Source organism: Sphingomonas sp. AP4-R1, assembly GCF_013113735.1.
In the GTDB taxonomy this organism is placed as follows: Bacteria; Pseudomonadota; Alphaproteobacteria; order Sphingomonadales; family Sphingomonadaceae; genus Sphingomonas_I.
Genome location: NZ_CP053346.1, coordinates 2263254 through 2279278 on the forward strand (window position 1 = coordinate 2263254; position 16025 = coordinate 2279278).

Annotated in this window: 17 protein-coding genes and 2 pseudogenes; 12 read left to right on the forward strand and 7 right to left on the reverse strand. The window is 63.5% G+C overall.

Annotated elements, in window-relative coordinates:
• Positions 1-177: 177 nt before the first annotated feature.
• Entirely contained in the window at positions 178-840 is a 663-nt protein-coding gene (locus HL653_RS10610; protein WP_253717875.1) for an IclR family transcriptional regulator, read from the reverse strand.
• 45 nt (positions 841-885) lie between these two features.
• Positions 886-1035: pseudogene (locus HL653_RS24595) on the reverse strand (helix-turn-helix domain-containing protein); the annotation flags it as partial.
• A gap of 422 nt (positions 1036-1457) precedes the next feature.
• On the opposite strand from HL653_RS24595, the gene HL653_RS10615 reads away from it, so the two are divergent.
• Both HL653_RS10615 and HL653_RS10620 read left to right on the forward strand, forming a co-directional pair.
• Positions 1458-2096 carry a hypothetical protein gene (locus HL653_RS10615; RefSeq protein WP_171744505.1) on the forward strand — a complete coding sequence of 213 codons (639 nt, stop codon included), beginning with the start codon at positions 1458-1460 and terminating at the stop codon, positions 2094-2096.
• A 448-nt stretch (positions 2097-2544) separates the two neighbouring features.
• A complete protein-coding gene (locus tag HL653_RS10620) occupies positions 2545-2718 on the forward strand; it encodes a hypothetical protein (protein ID WP_171744506.1) in 174 nt (57 codons plus the stop codon).
• Between the two features lie 88 nt (positions 2719-2806).
• On the opposite strand, the gene HL653_RS10625 is transcribed toward HL653_RS10620, so the two are convergent.
• Complete coding sequence (locus HL653_RS10625; protein ID WP_171744507.1) at positions 2807-3928, reverse strand: acyltransferase family protein; 1122 nt, start codon at positions 3926-3928, stop codon at positions 2807-2809.
• Positions 3929-4331: 403 nt separating this feature from the next.
• Between HL653_RS10625 and HL653_RS10630 the strand changes: the two genes are divergently transcribed.
• Positions 4332-4532: a hypothetical protein gene (locus tag HL653_RS10630; RefSeq protein ID WP_171744508.1), complete on the forward strand. Its 201-nt coding sequence runs from the start codon at positions 4332-4334 to the stop codon at positions 4530-4532.
• A gap of 36 nt (positions 4533-4568) precedes the next feature.
• On the opposite strand, the gene HL653_RS10635 is transcribed toward HL653_RS10630, so the two are convergent.
• The 3 genes from HL653_RS10635 to HL653_RS10645 form a co-directional block, all read right to left on the reverse strand.
• Positions 4569-6203, reverse strand: a complete 1635-nt coding sequence (locus HL653_RS10635; protein ID WP_171744509.1) for a Na+/H+ antiporter — start codon at positions 6201-6203, stop codon at positions 4569-4571.
• 113 nt (positions 6204-6316) lie between these two features.
• A complete protein-coding gene (locus HL653_RS10640) occupies positions 6317-7009 on the reverse strand; it encodes a DedA family protein (RefSeq protein WP_171744510.1) in 693 nt (230 codons plus the stop codon).
• 132 nt (positions 7010-7141) lie between these two features.
• Positions 7142-8347, reverse strand: coding sequence for an endonuclease/exonuclease/phosphatase family protein (locus HL653_RS10645; protein ID WP_253717879.1), 1206 nt, complete (start codon positions 8345-8347; stop codon positions 7142-7144).
• Positions 8348-8421: 74 nt separating this feature from the next.
• Here HL653_RS10645 and HL653_RS10650 point away from each other — a divergent pair, with 74 nt between their 5' ends.
• The 7 genes from HL653_RS10650 (at position 8422) to HL653_RS24610 (ending at position 13137) form a co-directional block, all read left to right on the forward strand.
• Complete coding sequence (locus HL653_RS10650; RefSeq protein WP_171744511.1) at positions 8422-9111, forward strand: hypothetical protein; 690 nt, start codon at positions 8422-8424, stop codon at positions 9109-9111.
• Between the two features lie 45 nt (positions 9112-9156).
• Entirely contained in the window at positions 9157-10407 is a 1251-nt protein-coding gene (locus tag HL653_RS10655) for a glycosyltransferase family 1 protein (RefSeq protein WP_171744512.1), read from the forward strand.
• Positions 10408-10439: 32 nt separating this feature from the next.
• Entirely contained in the window at positions 10440-10913 is a 474-nt protein-coding gene (locus tag HL653_RS10660) for a sigma-70 family RNA polymerase sigma factor (protein ID WP_253717880.1), read from the forward strand.
• Positions 10906-11631 carry an anti-sigma factor gene (locus HL653_RS10665; protein ID WP_171744513.1) on the forward strand — a complete coding sequence of 242 codons (726 nt, stop codon included), beginning with the start codon at positions 10906-10908 and terminating at the stop codon, positions 11629-11631. The genes HL653_RS10660 and HL653_RS10665 overlap by 8 nt, the downstream gene beginning before the upstream one ends.
• 68 nt (positions 11632-11699) lie before the next feature.
• Positions 11700-12059: a hypothetical protein gene (locus HL653_RS24600; RefSeq protein ID WP_367613598.1), complete on the forward strand. Its 360-nt coding sequence runs from the start codon at positions 11700-11702 to the stop codon at positions 12057-12059.
• A complete protein-coding gene (locus HL653_RS24605; protein ID WP_367613607.1) occupies positions 12002-12364 on the forward strand; it encodes a hypothetical protein in 363 nt (120 codons plus the stop codon). Before HL653_RS24600 ends, HL653_RS24605 begins: the two co-directional genes overlap by 58 nt.
• Positions 12247-13137, forward strand: a complete 891-nt coding sequence (locus tag HL653_RS24610; protein WP_367613599.1) for a L,D-transpeptidase family protein — start codon at positions 12247-12249, stop codon at positions 13135-13137. Before HL653_RS24605 ends, HL653_RS24610 begins: the two co-directional genes overlap by 118 nt.
• A 3-nt stretch (positions 13138-13140) precedes the next feature.
• Here the strand turns inward: HL653_RS24610 and HL653_RS10675 are convergent, their stop codons facing one another.
• A complete protein-coding gene (locus HL653_RS10675; RefSeq protein WP_171744514.1) occupies positions 13141-13554 on the reverse strand; it encodes a DUF3597 domain-containing protein in 414 nt (137 codons plus the stop codon).
• A 148-nt stretch (positions 13555-13702) separates the two neighbouring features.
• Between HL653_RS10675 and HL653_RS10680 the strand changes: the two genes are divergently transcribed.
• Together HL653_RS10680 and HL653_RS10685 are read left to right on the forward strand one after the other, a co-directional pair.
• The gene (locus tag HL653_RS10680; RefSeq protein WP_171744515.1) at positions 13703-14266 is read left to right on the forward strand and encodes a DUF4142 domain-containing protein; all 564 of its coding nucleotides are present in this window, start codon (positions 13703-13705) and stop codon (positions 14264-14266) included.
• Positions 14267-14813: 547 nt separating this feature from the next.
• Positions 14814-16007, forward strand: a pseudogene (locus tag HL653_RS10685) (IS3 family transposase).
• The last annotated feature ends 18 nt before the right edge of the window (positions 16008-16025 follow it).

Sequence of the window (16025 nt, forward strand, 5' to 3'; positions counted from 1 at the left end):
CCTCGGTTTGAGTTGGTGAAGGATCGGTCTCGCGGCAGCGCCAGACGCTTATCCTGCCTGAAAGGCAGGAGCCCAGTCGCGGTGCGAAGCAGCCTGCACCTTCGCTTTGTCATGTCCTTGATCGTAGCGCTGCCCTCGGTGAAATCGGGCACGCAACACCCATGCGCCGGGGATAGCTCAGGCTTCCGTAGGAGTTCGCGTCTTGCTTGGCTGAGCCTTCGATTTCGACCTCCGGGGGGGCTGGCGCGTCGGCCACGTCCCTCCCAGGCATTCCGTGAGATATTTGCACGCGCCTTGCAACTGGGTGATCGTCTCTTGATCGTCCCCGCTGCTGCCACGAGCCTCATTCGATAACGCAGAGGCGACAAGAACAAGCCGGCCCTGGAGATCGAAAACAGGAGCCGCGGCAGCACGCAAGCCCGGAATAAGATCCCCACGGACCACCGCCACCAGTTCAGCCGCAACCTGTTCGCGGATCGACTCGGCGTCCCGGACGAAATGCAACTCGTCCTCCATCGCACCGTGTTCAAGGCGGTCGACGTGCGCCCGGTCGCCGAAGGCGTAGAAGACCCGCCCGGTAGCGGAACGCAGCAGTGGCAGCACCGAACCGATTGCGAGTGAGGTGATTACCGGGGGCGAACCATCGAACCAGCGAACGATCGTCGGCCCTGCATCGCCCCAGATCGCCACAAGCAGGGTGCGACCGGTCGATTGCGCAAAGTCGCGGAACACTTCATCCGCCATTCGAAAGACATCGATCCGCGCGAGGGCCGCCAAGCCTATCCGAATCGCCCCGGAGTCCAGATCGTACGAACCCGACCTCTGCTCCTGCTTCACCATTCCTGCATCTATCAGGCTGCTTAGATAGCGATGAGTCTGACTTGCTGAGAGATCCGCGCTTTGTGCAATCGTGGTCAACGTCGCTGCTCCCCGTTGAGAGGCCAGCGCTGTCAGCACACGCAGGCCTATTCCCACGGACTGGATGCCCCGACGGGTGTCCGCAGATCGGGTGGCTTGGGTCGGTTTCAAGGTCATACCGAACCGTAGAGCAATTCGATTGGAAAAACGAGGACAGGGGGGGTGGGGTTGCCTCGTAGTCCGTCCGCCATCCTTCGATGATCCGTCTCGCCGCAGCGATGGGAACAGGTGCTCTTCGTCTAATCGCGTCGGATGCAAGGGTTCTCTGAGATGGCATTGACAGTAGCAAGGTCGTCGTCGCGGCCGGCATGTGCCGCCGCATGATGGGGTCTCGCGGGGCGACCCCTCCAAAGTTCAGGACGCAATCCGTTGCCATGGGGGCGGCGGATGCAACGAACGTCGCGGAGTGGATCGGCCTCCGTACCGCCAGGACGTCTCGCGGCGCCCTGCGACGCGGACGCGCTCGGGTGTCAAGCTTAGGCGAGCTCACCAGTCTTCACGCCACGCGTGACCTAGCAACCCTGAATATGCGCGTCGTCATGGCCGCGGCCGACGCCGAGGCTAGCCGATCGCTTGCTTTGTCGGCGATCAGCAGCTGCGACCGCGTAGGAACACACGGGGCAGCATTTGAACGCCGCTCCCGGTGGCGTATACGGTCAGGGTTCGACAATACCGACCACCGCGCGCTCACAGCCGCACAGACAGATGCGGACGCCGATGCACGTCACAAGATCGGCGCTTACGACGCGGTCGCTCGCATGCGGCGCGACCTGACCGTGGCACAGCGCGAAGCCGAGCAGAAATTCAGCAAGATCCCGGGTTCGATCGACGCGCCAGTGGCCGACTTGCGGTCGTCACTCGGGGCGGATCTGCGGCGGGCGAAATTCGAATGGCGCGGGAGTCTGGGCGCGAAAACCAGGCTGTGGGGCAATTGCCTGCATGAACGAGCCATTCTTTGGCAGGCGGCAGCCGCCTTCATCGTGATCCTGATCAACCCGTACGCCATCCGGCTGTTCTGCTATATCGTGCTAGCGCCGATCGCGATGCGGCGACCCGCTATCCGCATCCATGCGCCGGCCGGCAGCGCGATCGTGCCGCCGGCCGCGCGTTCACAGACCTCGGTCGGAATACGGCTGGCGGCGGGGCACGAACTGCTCGTGCGGCAGGATCATCTCTAGACCGCCTCGCCTGGCGGCGCCAAGGGAAAACAGTGGTTCCTGGACTGGCGTCACCCCGTCAGCAGCCTTGCAGCCAAGGCTCAACTTTCTAATGCGCATCCGCAGCGAAGGCGAGGCCACCACCATCTCGGCTGCCCGTGACCCCTTGCCGAGGTGATGGTGCTGCAAATTCCCGAATAGGCGGCATGCGTCCCTAAACCGCGCGCACTGGCCGCAATCGTCCAGCCGGTCGACCGGCCGCTTCGCGTTTCAACACACTGGCGGCTGACGTCGCTCAATGCGTGGCTGACCTTGCAGCTGCGCCACATCGCTTTTCATGGACCCCCGAGCTGGTTCTCAAGGGCGGACGGGGGGGGGGGCGCATCGGGGCGTCGGAGCGGGGCGTGTCTTCGGCCAAGCGCAGCTGATCGGCTTCTCTGCCGATCTTGCCTATTCGGTGACGAGAACGGTGACCTTCTCGTCTTACTTGCTGGGATGGGAGCAATTGCTCAAGGATCGCGTGGAAGGGGGCAGTGGCATCCTGATCCTCGAAGAGGCCCTTGGTGCCCGGTGGGGGCGAGGCCACGCCAAACACGGCATCGAGGGAATGATAGACGCCGCGCTGAAAGTCTTCGGCCTTTAGCCGCACAGGTTGCGACCCGTTCCCCGACGGCCCTTCGCTCCTTCTAAAATGCGCTGCCGCTGCCTCTCTTCGATCTCCGGACGGCACATCATGTCGGAATTGAGTAGAGCGGTGCATCCGCCTCCGTTGTCGCTGATCGCCGGCGCGCGGCAGGAAAGGTTCCCGTGAACAAGAAACTCAGGATGGCAGACCGCTCGATCGCCAGACAAAGCGCCCAACAGATCGCCATCGTCGCAATCAGGATAAGCGAAAAGTCGATGGCAGGCGAGATGGCGACTGGCTTGGCCAGAGTGAACAAGCCGATCAGGACCGGCATGTGAAAGAGGTACAGGACGAAGGATCCGGCAACCAGGCGATCGATCGTCCGGCTCGGACGGTCGAACCAGGTGCGAGCGCATGCGATCGTCACCTGAGAGGCGGTCAGCGCGGCGACGCCGCCGATAAAACTGGTCACCATGTCGTCGCCATGGGGCGACCAGCCGACGCCGTAGGCCACCGTCGCGGCGGCGACCGCCGCCACCGGCCAGGAGAATCTGCCGAATGCGTCGAGCAATCGATGGCTGCGCTGGAGGAGAAATCCGACAAGGAAGTAAGGCGCGAAAACGATCAGTTCGTTGAGACGCAGACTGTCCTGGAGCAGGTCGGTCGTCCAGCCGGCGCGGTGGAAACCTTCCATCGCCACTGCCTCATACGCTCCGATCAGTCCCGCAACGCCGACCAGCACGAACGGCATCGCCAGTGCCAACGCCGTGTCCAGTCTTTCGCTGAAACGCCATGCCGCCAGGGAAGGGCGCAGCGCCGTCAGCCCCGCGATCAGCGTCGACAGATAGACCAGCACGATCAGGAACCACAGGTGTCGGACCCAATAGCCGCCCGAAATCGCGGACTGGTGCTTCCACTCGCGTATCGCTGCTTGAAGTGGGCGCCCGCTCAGCTCCGCGAAGATATTCATCGCGGGAACGAGGAGGAGGATGCTGGACAGGAACGGCACGCCCAGACGCACGATCCGGGATCGCCACCATCTGCCCGGAGTACGTCGCTGGAGCAGCATCGCCGCGAAGTAACCGGCGACGATGAAGAAGGCCGGCATGCGGAACTGATGGATGACGGAGGCGAGCCACCCCAGGGCCGCCGACTGCTTGCCAACCGCCACAATCCAGCCGCCCGGCTGATAGAGCAGGGCGACATGATAGGGCAGGCCGAGCATCATCAGCGTCGCCCGCGCGACGTCCCAATAATGCTCGCGGGAAGGACCATGCGCGGTGGCGGTCGCGTGGCCTTCGTCCGGTCCGGGCTGGGTCACGCGTCTGCCTCAGGTCGCAGGGGACGGCGTGTCTTCGACAACCGCGCGATCGTCGCGCGGCTCGGCCACTTGTTCATCTGGATCATCATCGGCTCCGATCATCTCGACCTGTCCGCAGCGTGGCCGCGGACATCGGGATCAGGAGCGGAGCGGCGGCGCGCGCCCTCTTCGTGAGGCGCCAAGCAGAATTAGGTGCAGATCCCTTTGGGGTGACGAATAACCGGCAGTGTCGCCGACGCATGACGTCTTGGCCGCGATGTCGGTGCCGAAGAAAGGACGGAGCGACGGGGGTACCGGATCGCGGCGTCGCGTGACCCTGACCGTCGCCACCGCCTGCGCGCGCGCCCGGACCGCGACAGTGGCGGTCGTCGGATCGAAGGCCGATCCCCGGGCCTTCGATCCGGGCAGGCCGGCACTCGGGATCGTCGAGATGAGGGCGGTGCAGAGTGCCAGCCACAGCACGAGTATGAAGGAGCGAGAGCGCCGCAAGGCGGGCGCTCGCCAGGAGTGACCGGCGGTCCAGGTGGTCGGTATGCCGGCCACCGCCTCAGGCTCGCAGACGCGCTTCGAGAAGGTCGAATTCTCGAACCAGCCGTGACGCGGTTGCGTCGCCGATCGTCCGGGCACGGAGCAGATCGAAGATCATCTCTCGCTCGGCCTTGAGCGCTGCCACGCGGAGCTGCTGCTCGATCCGATCGGTTTCCCGGAACGTCCGGGCCGCCTCGCCAATCTGGCTGCGGCTTTCGATCCGCTCGCGGTAGAACTCCATGACGCGCGCGCCGGCGGTGGCGAACATGTCCGCGTCGCTGCGCCCCTCGGCGCGTTCGTGCTGGACGCGTTCCACCTCGCGGATCGCGGCTTCCGCCGCCGCGACGCGAGCCGCATCCTCTTCAGCCTGACGGGACGGCTCGGGCGGCAAGGCCAGCCCCTTGAGCAGGAGGGGAAGACCGAAGCTCGCCAAGACGAGCGACAGCAAGATCACGCCGGTGGCGAGGAAGATGGCCAGATCGCGACCCGGGAAGGGGCTGCCATCAGGAAGCGCCAGCGGAAGCGTCAGCACGCCGGCCAGCGTGATCGCGCCGCGCACGCCGGCGAACGACATGGCGCTGACGAGCTTGAGGGGAGGGTTCCGAAACGGCGAGCTTCCACGGCGTCGGAACAGAGTAAACCGCAGCGATGTCCAGACCCAGGCGAAGCGCAGCGCCGCCAGGGTCATGGTGAGGCCCACGACATAGAGCACGAGCCACCAGGGGCTGTGATGGCCGACGGCTTCCACCGTGCGGCGGGCACCGACGAAGATGGCAGGCAGCTGCTCGCCGAGCAGGACGAAGATGATGCCGTTCGCGGTGAACTGGATCGTGTCCCAAACCGAATTGCGGCGCATCCGGGTGGCCGGAAGCGCCTGACGCGACATCTCTGCGAACGTCATCGTGATGCCAGCCGCCACAGCGGCAAGAATGCCCGAGCAGTGCAGATGCTCGGCCAGCAGATAGGAGCCGAAGGGGATGAGCAGGCTGATCAACACCTGGGATCCGGCATCCTCGCCGAACCGGGCCGAGATCAGCGCCTTTGCCCGGATGGTCACGAGCGTCACGCCGACGCCGATCACGAGACCGCCGAGCGCCAGCCATGCGAAGGTGAGCGTCGCTTCCGCGATGGAGAATGTGCCGGTCATCATCGCCGCCACGGCGAAACGGAGGCAGACGAGGCCTGACGCGTCGTTCAGCAGCGACTCGCCCTCCAGGATGTGCATCATCCGCTTCGGGATCGGCACGCGCGCGGCGATCGCAGAGACAGCTACGGGATCGGTCGGCGAGACGACGGCGGCCAGCGCGAAGGCTACCGGCAGCGGCAGACCAGGGATAAGCCAGTGCATCAGGAGGCCCGCGCCGATGATCGTGAACAGCACGAGGCCGAGCGCCAGCTCGACCACCGCGGGCAGATCCTTGAACAGTTCGTCCTTGGGGATGCGCCAGCCGTCGAGAAACAGGAGCGGGGGCAGGAAGACCAGCAGGAAGAGTTCGGGTTCCAGTTCGACGCGGAGGCCGGCGATGAGGCCGATGACGGCGCCCAGCCCGATCTGCACCAGCGGCGTCGGCAACGAGACCGGCAGGGCGCGGGAGACGAAGCTGCTCAGCACGACCGCCAGCAGCAGAACCAGAACGATCGAAACGACTTCCAACCATCTTCCTTTCAATATCCGACCGCATGGCCTCGCACGGTCATCGACGCGAAAAGCGCGCAAACCCACATACGCATTTGCGACCGTCGATATTCCCGCTTATCTGCCGATCATCATGCACGCAGTGCTTTCCGCCTTCGCCTGCGGGCTGACATCGCCCTGGAGACGAACCAACTCGCGATGGCGAACCCGATCCCGATCCCGAAGCCGACGAGGATCAGCGACCCTTCGTTCATGCCGCCACGGGCCACCAGATGCCGGGCCGAGAGATAGCCGGGAGCGAAGAGCAGCGGCACCCACAAGATGGCGGAGATCAGATTGGCCATCTGAAAGGTATGGACCGGCATCCTGGTAACGCCGGCGACCAGCGGCACGACAGCGCGCAGCGGTCCCAGAAAGCGCCCGCCGAAGACCGTGGCGAAGCCGAACCGTCGGAAGAACAGGCGCGCCTGGGCGACCGCGGTGCGATGCTCGCGAAGCGGCCAGTGTCGATAGGCAGCGGGCCCGAGCGCGTCACCGATCAGATAGGACACCCAGTCGCCCAGCGCTGCGCCGACCACCGCTGCCGCCAGAACAGGAAGCGCTTCCAGTCGACCGGTAGCGAGCAGGCTCCCCGTCGCGATCATCAGCGATGTCGCCGGGATGAACAGGCCTATCAGCACGAGTGACTCGCCGAAGCAGAGCAGTCCGATGACCAGCGGCGCCCATCCCGCGTGGGCGGTGATTAGCCTTGTCGCCCACGCTGCCAATTCTTCCACACAAACCTCCGTCAGGCTCCTTCCCCGAATCCGACCGGCCACCGCCATCGGGCATCAGGAGAAGAGGCGATTCATCCTCGGCGGAGGTCCACGCCACAGGTCCGGGACGAACCGGACCGGCGCATACAGGTTCCACCAAGAGGAGACATACGAAGCTCGCACGCCGATCATCCCCGGGCGTCAGGGGCTACCGCAGATCGGCAGGGCCGAAGGCAGCGAGCGAAGTGAGCCTTTCCAAGACAGTTCGTAGGTCACCATGAAGCCATCATGGTCGGACAGCTTGGGACTGTCCGGACTTCCATCGAACAAGGCCTCGACGCGGACCGGGCGGACACCGATCGTCTCACCGCTGTCGAAGAACTGGAGGTCCTGCGTGTCCATCCATGGCGCGTCACCGTCCCATGACATGTGAACCTCGCACCCGCTTCTTGGTTCGGCGCAGACCCTGTGAACGAGCGTCAGCGTCTGATAGCGCGTGAAATTCTCCCACCGCTGTCCCGACTGGCGCATGTTGAAATCGCCGCCGAAGATGGCGGGAGCGGCGTCGTCATGGGTGCGCTCGATGAATTCCGAGGCTTCCAGGGATTGCCGCTCATGCGCCGCGATATGCCTCTCAACAGGCGCGCGCGAGGCGGTTCGCGAGTTCATGTGCGTGTTGTAGATGTCGATCGGCATCGGCAGGCCGGGAATGGCGAGCCGCGCCAGCATGATGCCCTTGTTGGCCAGGCAATCCCGACCCGCACAGGAGCGGCGGCCATAGGCATTGCGGTCTTCCGCTACGATCGGAAAGCGCGACGCGATCGCCAGGCCGCTGCCGACGACGTGAGGACCCCATTCGGCGAGGCTTCTCCGGCCGGGGAGCGGCGGCAGTGTCGATGGCGCTGGTTTGGCGGTCCTGCGGGGACCGGGAGCAATTGCGGGGTACCCGCTCGCTGCGACGGCGCGCTTGGCGGCTCCGCTGAACATCTCCTGGAAGAGGATCACGTCGGGTCCGTGGCCTGATCGGCGGAGTGCATCCAGACGTTCACCGATCTGCTGCAGCTGAAGCGCCCGATTGGTGCGGGCAGGCCAGCCGAGCCCCTCGATATTGTGGGTGAGGACCGACAGGTGGATCACGTTCGCCTGGCCGTCGTCCGCGCGCGCAGAAGCTGTGGCAGGCGCGCAGGTTGCGGATCGAACGGGCGGTCTGGTTCCGCAACTGCCGAGCAAAGCGAAGCCGGTACACCATGCGGCGGCGCTGAGGAGCTTCGCTGGCCAGATCATCAGATTATCTTCATCCCGTTGAAGCCATGCGGGCGGCCGGCACCTAGGCAGGATCTGCATCGGCGACAAGCACGGTGAAAGGGCCGGTTTGCAGGGAATATCCGGACGCCGGGATGCGTCCATGCACGGAGGTCGATCCTCGGCCTGTGCCTCTACCTGGTCCGGAGTCCCTTTTGCCTGCCCGTCTTCGCGCTCCCATGCTCGCCGTCACGCTGAACCTCGCAACGGCTGCTTCTGCAGCAAAGTATCCGGTCATTCCCGAACCGATGGTGTTCGACATGATGCGGCCGCTCGGCGCGAAGCGCGGGGAGTTGGAGGTCAACACGCTCGGAACCGCAGCGCTGTCTGGTCGTGAGCGGCCGGTCGATTGGGCACCTGAACTGGAATATGCGTTCGCGGACGGTCTTGCGATCGAGTTTGAATTCCCGTTCGAGGATCGCAGCTTCGTGGCCTACAAGCTCGGCCTGCAGGCGGCGTTTGGAACGTTCAACAACGGGCGCTCTGCGCATGGCGTTCAATATCTCGGCATTTACGACCGGCACGGCAAAACCTATCGCAACAGCCTGATCTACATGCTGGGGCATCGGTTCGATAGGCGCTGGAGCACGATGAGCATGATCGGCGTCGGCGAGATCAGCCGTCAGCGGGCGGCGGGGCGTAACGGGCTGATCCTCAATCATTCCACTTTTTACGATCTTCCTGGCGGCTCGATCCTCGGGCTCGAACTCAACTATCTCGGTGGCCGCGATGGTCACTTCCTGGCGATGCCCCAGGTCCATCATCGTCTCTCCCATCGGGTCAATGTGCAGTTCGCCATCGGTGGCGACAGGATTCGCGGCGACGTGGTGAGACCCAAAGCGGGCCTGCGGATCGTTCAAGAATTCTGATCACCCAGGCGGGAATAAGATGCGGCCGGCGCTCGTAAACCCGCGATGCCGTCATCCAGCCAGCTTTTCCTGCAGCCAAGTTCTCGGACCAGCGAACCCCGGTCCGCGCCGCCGATCTATCGTTCCTGGCGTGGCACCCGCCTGCGCGTAGCGCTTTTCTCGGGCAATTATGACGGCGTACGAGATGGTGCCAATCAGGCACTGAACCGGCTTGTCGGCCATCTGCTTGAGGAAGCCGATGCAGACGTCCGCATCTATGCGCCGCGCTATCGCAAACCGGCTTTCCCGGCGATCGGTGATCTGCATCCCGTCGCGTCGGTGCCGCTTCCGATCGGTGGGCGCTCCGAATATCGCATAGCCCTCGGCCTGCCGGCAGCCGCGCGACGGGATCTGGAGGCGTTCAGACCCAACCTGATCCATGTGTCGGCGCCCGACCTGCTGGGCAGGCAAGCGCAGCTATTTGCGCGGGCGCGGGGCATTCCCCTGGTCGCCAGCTTCCATACGAGGTTCGCGACCTATCTCGAACATTACCGGTTGTCGTTCCTGCGGCCCGCAATCGAGCGCTATCTCGATCGTTTCTACGATGCCAACGACCATATCCTCGTCCCCAATCTCGCCATCGCAAACGAACTCGCGGCCCGTCTTGGACCGCGCAAGGCTGCGATATGGTCGCGCGGCGTTGATCGTGAGCGCTTTCACCCTCGGTTGCGCAGCCCTGCTTTCCGGCAGAGCATGGGTTATGCAGCGGACGAGATCGTTCCACTTTTCTTCGGGAGGCTCGTTCTTGAAAAGGGTCTCGGCATGTTCGTCGAGACGATCGCGGCACTTCGGCGACAGTGTGTGTCGGTACGGCCGCTGATCGTCGGCGACGGACCGGCGCGGCGCTGGATGGCCAAGCGGCTGCCAAACGCCACCTTCCTCGGCCATCTCGATGATGTGAGACTAGGGATGGCTGTGGCCAGTGCGGACATCCTTATCAATCCAAGCCGGACGGAGGCATTCGGCAACGTGAACCTGGAGGCGATGGCTTCGGGCGTGGCGGTCGTTTCCGCCGATGTCGCGAGCGCCTCGGCGCTAATCGACCATGGGCGGACGGGCTGGCTGGTGGCCGATCAAACCCCTGCGAGTTATGCCAGAACGGCTTTGCATCTGGCAGGAAACACCCCGCTTCGTCGGGCCGTCGGATCTGCCGCATCGGCCGCTGCGGATGCGTTCTCATGGGAGAAATGCCTCTCGGGTGTGGTGGATGTCTATCGCGCTCTCGTGAGCCGCGTCGCCGTGGAGGGGGCCGGGTGACACCCGCGCCACCCCCCGAAGATCTTGCGGCGATGCGTCGTTATGCGCGAGCGCTGACCCGCGATCCGCATGACAGCGACGATGTTGTCCAGCAGGCGTTGTTGAACGCGATCGAGCGCAAGGAGACATTTGAGCCGTCGCGCTCGCGCCGTCGCTGGCTGCTGGCAATCGTCCACAATGTTTTCGTTTCGCAGAAGCGGCGGCAGGCCGCCGAAGCGCGCCGGGATCAGCGTTTCTCGGAGACACTGGTTGAGGAACTTGATCCTGAGCAGGAATATATCGTCCGTCTGCACGAGATCGCCCGGGCCTTTGCGACCCTTCCGGATCATCAGCGCGCTGCGATGCATCTCGTTGCGGTAGAGGGCCTTGACTATCAGGAAGCAGCCGCCGTCCTGAACGTGCCGGTGGGCACGATTATGTCACGGCTAAGCCGGGCGCGCGCCGCTCTTCGTCAGCGCCACTTCGGATCGCATCTACGGCTTGTGAAAGGCGAAGAAAATGGATGAGGCACTGCAAGCGGTCGAGCTTGAGGCCTATATCGATGGCTGTCTGGATCTTGATCGACGTTTCGTCGTCGAGACGCATTTGTCTCGCAATCCGGCGCTTGCGGCGCAGGTCATGGCAGATCTGAGCACTACGAGCGCGCTTCGCTTTTTAGCGGAGCGATCCGACAAGCCTGATGGTTGTCAAAGCGCTGGTGCGACGGGAACACAGCTGCTCGCCCGGCTGCGCCGCAACTGGACGATTGCGATGAGAGTGTCGGCACTCGCCACTGTTGCTGTAGCGGCCATCTTCTTGATCATGGGTTCAGGCCCGCCAGACTATGTTGAGTATGCGTTGAGTTCTCACCGGATCGCCATTTTGCGGGCGCACATGGCATCGCAGATCGAATCCCCACGATACGATGCCCGTGAAATTGCCTCATCGACACAGATACCGATGCCTCGGTTGCCGGGCGACTGGTCTGTGACCGACGTTCAGGTTTTTCCAACGGATAAAGGGCCGGCACTGGTGATTGCTTTGCGAACACGCGACGGAGATCCCCTTTCTCTTTTCGCCGTTCGTGAGCGCACTGAGGCGCCTGAAAAGCCCGACGCGATTCGGGAAGGGGCACAATCGGTCGCCTACTGGCGGCGAGGCAATATGTCGTATGCGCTCACGGGTAACGCCGAGCCGGAAGCGATCGACGCTACCGCACAAGCGTTGGCTGGAAGTTGGTCCTGACTGAAACGGTTGGAAGATGGCCTCTCCGCCTTGGAGCGGAGCAGTCATGCAATACGGGGAGAAAACGAATGCGCATCAGTCTGGTCGGGTCATCGATGGTGGCGACGGCGCTTTTCCTCGCCGCTTGTAATCAGTCGCCCAACCAGCAGTCGCAACCGGGCCGCCGCGCAAATCTCGAGCAGGCGCAATGGTCTGCCTCTACCGCAGCCCAGTTGCGCGACGCGATCGAGAAACGCGCGACTCACGGTCTAGATAAGATCAACTTTCAGGTGACTGCTGACGCGCAAGACTCCGGCAAGCTGACGACTGCAGCGCTCGCCTACGCGGTGCTCTGGCCCACGGTGCCAGCGATCCGGCCAAGCTGTTTGAGATCTATTCGGTTGCAAAGCCGAAGACAGACCTTCGTACCGGCCTCGCGCAAGCGCTGAAGAATGGGAAGGTGGGCGCCTGGCTTGAGAGCCTGGCACCGCAAGATGCGAATTATCGCAAACTGTCGGAGACTTACATCGAACTGCGCCTACAGGGCGATGCCGCACCATCTCCAGCCATCCCTGATATCGCCAAGCCATTGCAGCCCGGCACGACGGACGCGCGCATCCCGCGATCGCGCGGCAATTGGTCGCCTTCGACTATCTCGATCAGGCTGCGGCGCAGGGCGACCGCTACACGCCGGCGATCGCAAAGGCGGTGCAGCGGATGCAGGCTGACTACGGCATCAAGCCGGACGGCGTGATCGGCGCTGATGCCCTCGAAATCCTGAATTTGTCAGATTCCGATCGGGCTCGCGCCCTCGCCGTTGCAATGGAGCGGATGCGCTGGCTCGAGCGCGAGCCGCCGGCAACTCGGATCGACGTCAACGTGGCGGCCGCGCGCCTCACCTATTGGCGCGATGGCAAGATTGTCGACACCCGCAAGGTGGTCGTCGGCGAGCCTGATACCGAAACGCCGCAGCTGGGATCACCGATTAGGAACCTTGTCGCCAACCCGACCTGGACGGTGCCGAAGTCGATTGCGAGCAAGGAAATCGCGAGCAAGGGCACTGGCTATATGAAGCGCAACAACATGGCATGGAAGGACGGCAAGATCGTCCAGCAACCGGGACCGAAGAACTCCCTTGGGATCGTCAAGTTCGACATGGACAACCAGCATTCGATCTATCTGCACGACACGCCGGTGACCCAGCTGTTTAACGAGGTGCAGCGCCAGCGTAGCCATGGCTGCGTGCGGGTCGATGACGCACTCGGCTTTGCAGAAATGCTCGCGCGTGACGAGGGCGTCCTCGATCAGTGGCACCAGGCCCGCGCGGCGGGCAAGGAGACGTTCGTCGCTTTGCCTCGCCAGATTCCGGTCAGGCTGCTCTATGAGACCGTCTTGTTCGACGACGAAGGAAGCCCGGTGGTCCGCTCCGACCCCTACGGCTGGAACGACCGCGTCGCCAAGGCGCTGGGGTTCGACGTCGGCGCCGGCCAGCGCTTGCGCAGCGGCGGCGACGACGTCGGTCCTTGACTCTTAGCCGCGTAGGCTGTCGGGCACGATACCACCATTCTCCGCGAGCTTGGCGATGACGGCCTTGTGAAGCGCGATATTCTGTTCGGCCGTGCCGGGCTCGCCGGCATGGACGCCGAGCTCGTCGGCGAGCTCCTTGCGCGCCTCGAGACTGGAATCGAGATCGAGCAGCCTGAGCAGATCGACGATCGAGACCTGATAGTTGCCGCCACCGCCCTTGGCGTTTGCCATCTCAGACAGGACGGCCCCGACGTCGACCCGCTGGGCGGCGGGGGCCGGCACCGGTGCCGTGGTCGGTACAGGAGCTGGCGCTGGCGCGGCCGACGGCGCAGGGGCGGCGGGTGCGCTCGGCGCAGCATTCGCTTGCGCATGGCCGCTGCCGAAGATCTTTCCCATAATATTACCGAAGATGCTCATCCGTTGGTCCTTTGCCGTTCTGAGCACACGCGCTCACCCGGCGAAAACGGCTCACGGATCGGTTAGCTCCTGCCCAAGCTGACCTGGGAACGGTCACGACCAGCGACTCGTTGTGGATTAATTGAATAACAGGATGAGGGAGCTGGCCATGAACCGCGTGTCGATCGTTTTTTTGGGGGCCACCGCGTTGAGCCTTGGTGCCTGCGGTAGCAAGACGGACACGACAGCGCCCTCGCCGAGCACGACAACAAATGTCGCTGCGGCCGAAGCGCCTACGCCGATGCTCGCACCCGGGCAGGACTTCGCCAACAAAGCGGCGTCCAGTGACGCGTTCGAGATCGAAAGCTCGAAGCTCGCGCTCGACAAATCAACGTCGGCGAAAGTCAAAAAGTTCGCGCAGGCGATGATCACCGCGCACACCGACTCGACTGGCAAACTCAAGACGGCGGCGGCGTCGGTCAGCCCGGCGCTCACCCTAGATCCCACCCTCACGACCGAGCAGCAGGCCGAGCTTGATAGCCTGAAATCGGCTAGCGGTACCGCGTTTGACCGCACTTATATCGATGCGCAACGCGGCGGGCACGAGAGGACGCTGGCGGCATTGCGACACTATTCGGCGAACGGCGATGTTCCAGCGTTCAGGACGTTTGCGACCGGCTTGGTGCCCACTGTCACCGCGCATCTCAATATGGCGAAAGGCCTGAAACCTTAAGCGTGGTGTCCGGCCGCATCATATCTTCTTAGGACTATATTTTTGGAGCGAACAGATGACCGAGAAGAATGGTCACGGAAGCGACACTGCCAAGCAAACAAGCGCCACCGGCGCCCAAGGTAAGAACAACCCGGGAAAGTTACCCGCTCGCGCCCATCGGTCGCGTCACGCTGAGGCGAAAAGTAGCCGAGCGCTCCATCGTCGTCGCACACGAGCGTTATGATGATCCACTTCCAGAACGGCAAGCCATCCCTACCGTAGTTGAGCAGATCCACCGACACCGTCGTGCGATTGCCGACCGCGTTGCGAGGCTATGCTACCTCGCTGCCGTCGGCCATCGGCTCTTCGAGGAACCGGCGATTCCGGCCGAGCACCTCGTCGTGTGCTTAGCGGATGAATGTATAGACCGCCGTATCGACGTAGACGACGGAATTATCGGGAAGGCTAGTGTCGCTGATCGCCACCAGCAGAATGGCGTCGCGGCTACCGGTGAGGTGGCCCCTTAAATGACCTGACAGGATCTCGCTCTTGGGTAAGAGTGAGGCATATGACGGACGGTACGACCAAGCGTTATAACGAAGGTGAAGTCCTCTCTGGTGTTCAGCGCCGGAGGCCATGGACACCGGAGGAGAAAATGCGAATCGTCGAGGAGACGTATCAGCCCGGGATGGGCGTATCGCTCGTGGCCCGTCGGCACGACATCAGCAGTAGTCAGGTATTCACTTCGAGCAGGCTGATGAACTAGGGGGCGCTGACCGCTGCAGCCGGTGAGGAAGTACTTCCGTGTACTTGACACGCAGGTGCGCAAGCTACACGGGCTGCTCGGCAAGAAGGCATGGGAAACGATTTGCTTCGCGAGGCTGTCTCCCGGAGCGCGGGCCGAAAAAACTGCTGTTGCGCTCCACCTCCGTGCCCGGGGATGGCCTGTGAGTGTGGTGGGAGAGGCGCTTAATATCGCTCGCTCGTATCTATCCGCGATGCGTAACCGACCATCGCCGCGGCCGCGAGCCAGACCGCACTGCCAGATGCCGAACTGCTCGCAGAGATCCGCCTGCTCGGTGCCGACCTACGGCTATCGCCGTATTCACACCTTGGTCCGCCGGCCAAGCCGAGAAAGCCGGGCGCGCAGCGCCCAGTCCAAAGCGTGTCTACCGCGTGATGAAGGTGCACGGGCTGCTGCTCCGACGGGACGATGAACGTCACGAGGAACGACGCTACGACGGCGAGGTCGCCGTTGATCAGCGCACCACCCGCTGTTGCTCCGATGGACTGGCGATCGCTTGCGACAACGGCGGGACGATCCGCGTCGCGTCGCGCTCGACTGCTGCGATCGCGCGGTGATGGGGCATGTGGCGACGACAGGCGGCATCACCGCCAAAGACGTCCAGGACGTGATGGTTGCCACCGTCGAGCATAGCTACGGCCAGATGAACCGTCTGCCGCAGCCGATCGAATGGCTCACCGACAACGGAAGCTGCTACACCGCACGCGATATCCGGGCGTTCGCCCGCGGCATCGGCCTCAGGCCGCGCACGACCCCTGTTAGCAGTGCACAACCAAACGACATGACAGAAGCGTTTCCCGCACACTCAAACGCGATTACGTCCGCGTGAACTCAAAGCCGGATGCACAAGCGGTCATCGCCCAGCTGCCCGGATAGCTCGCTAATTATAACGAGGTGCATCCGCACCGGGCTTTAGGCTATCGATCACCCCGCGATTTTTTACGCGACTTGACCTGAGCCCTTCGGATTGGTCCG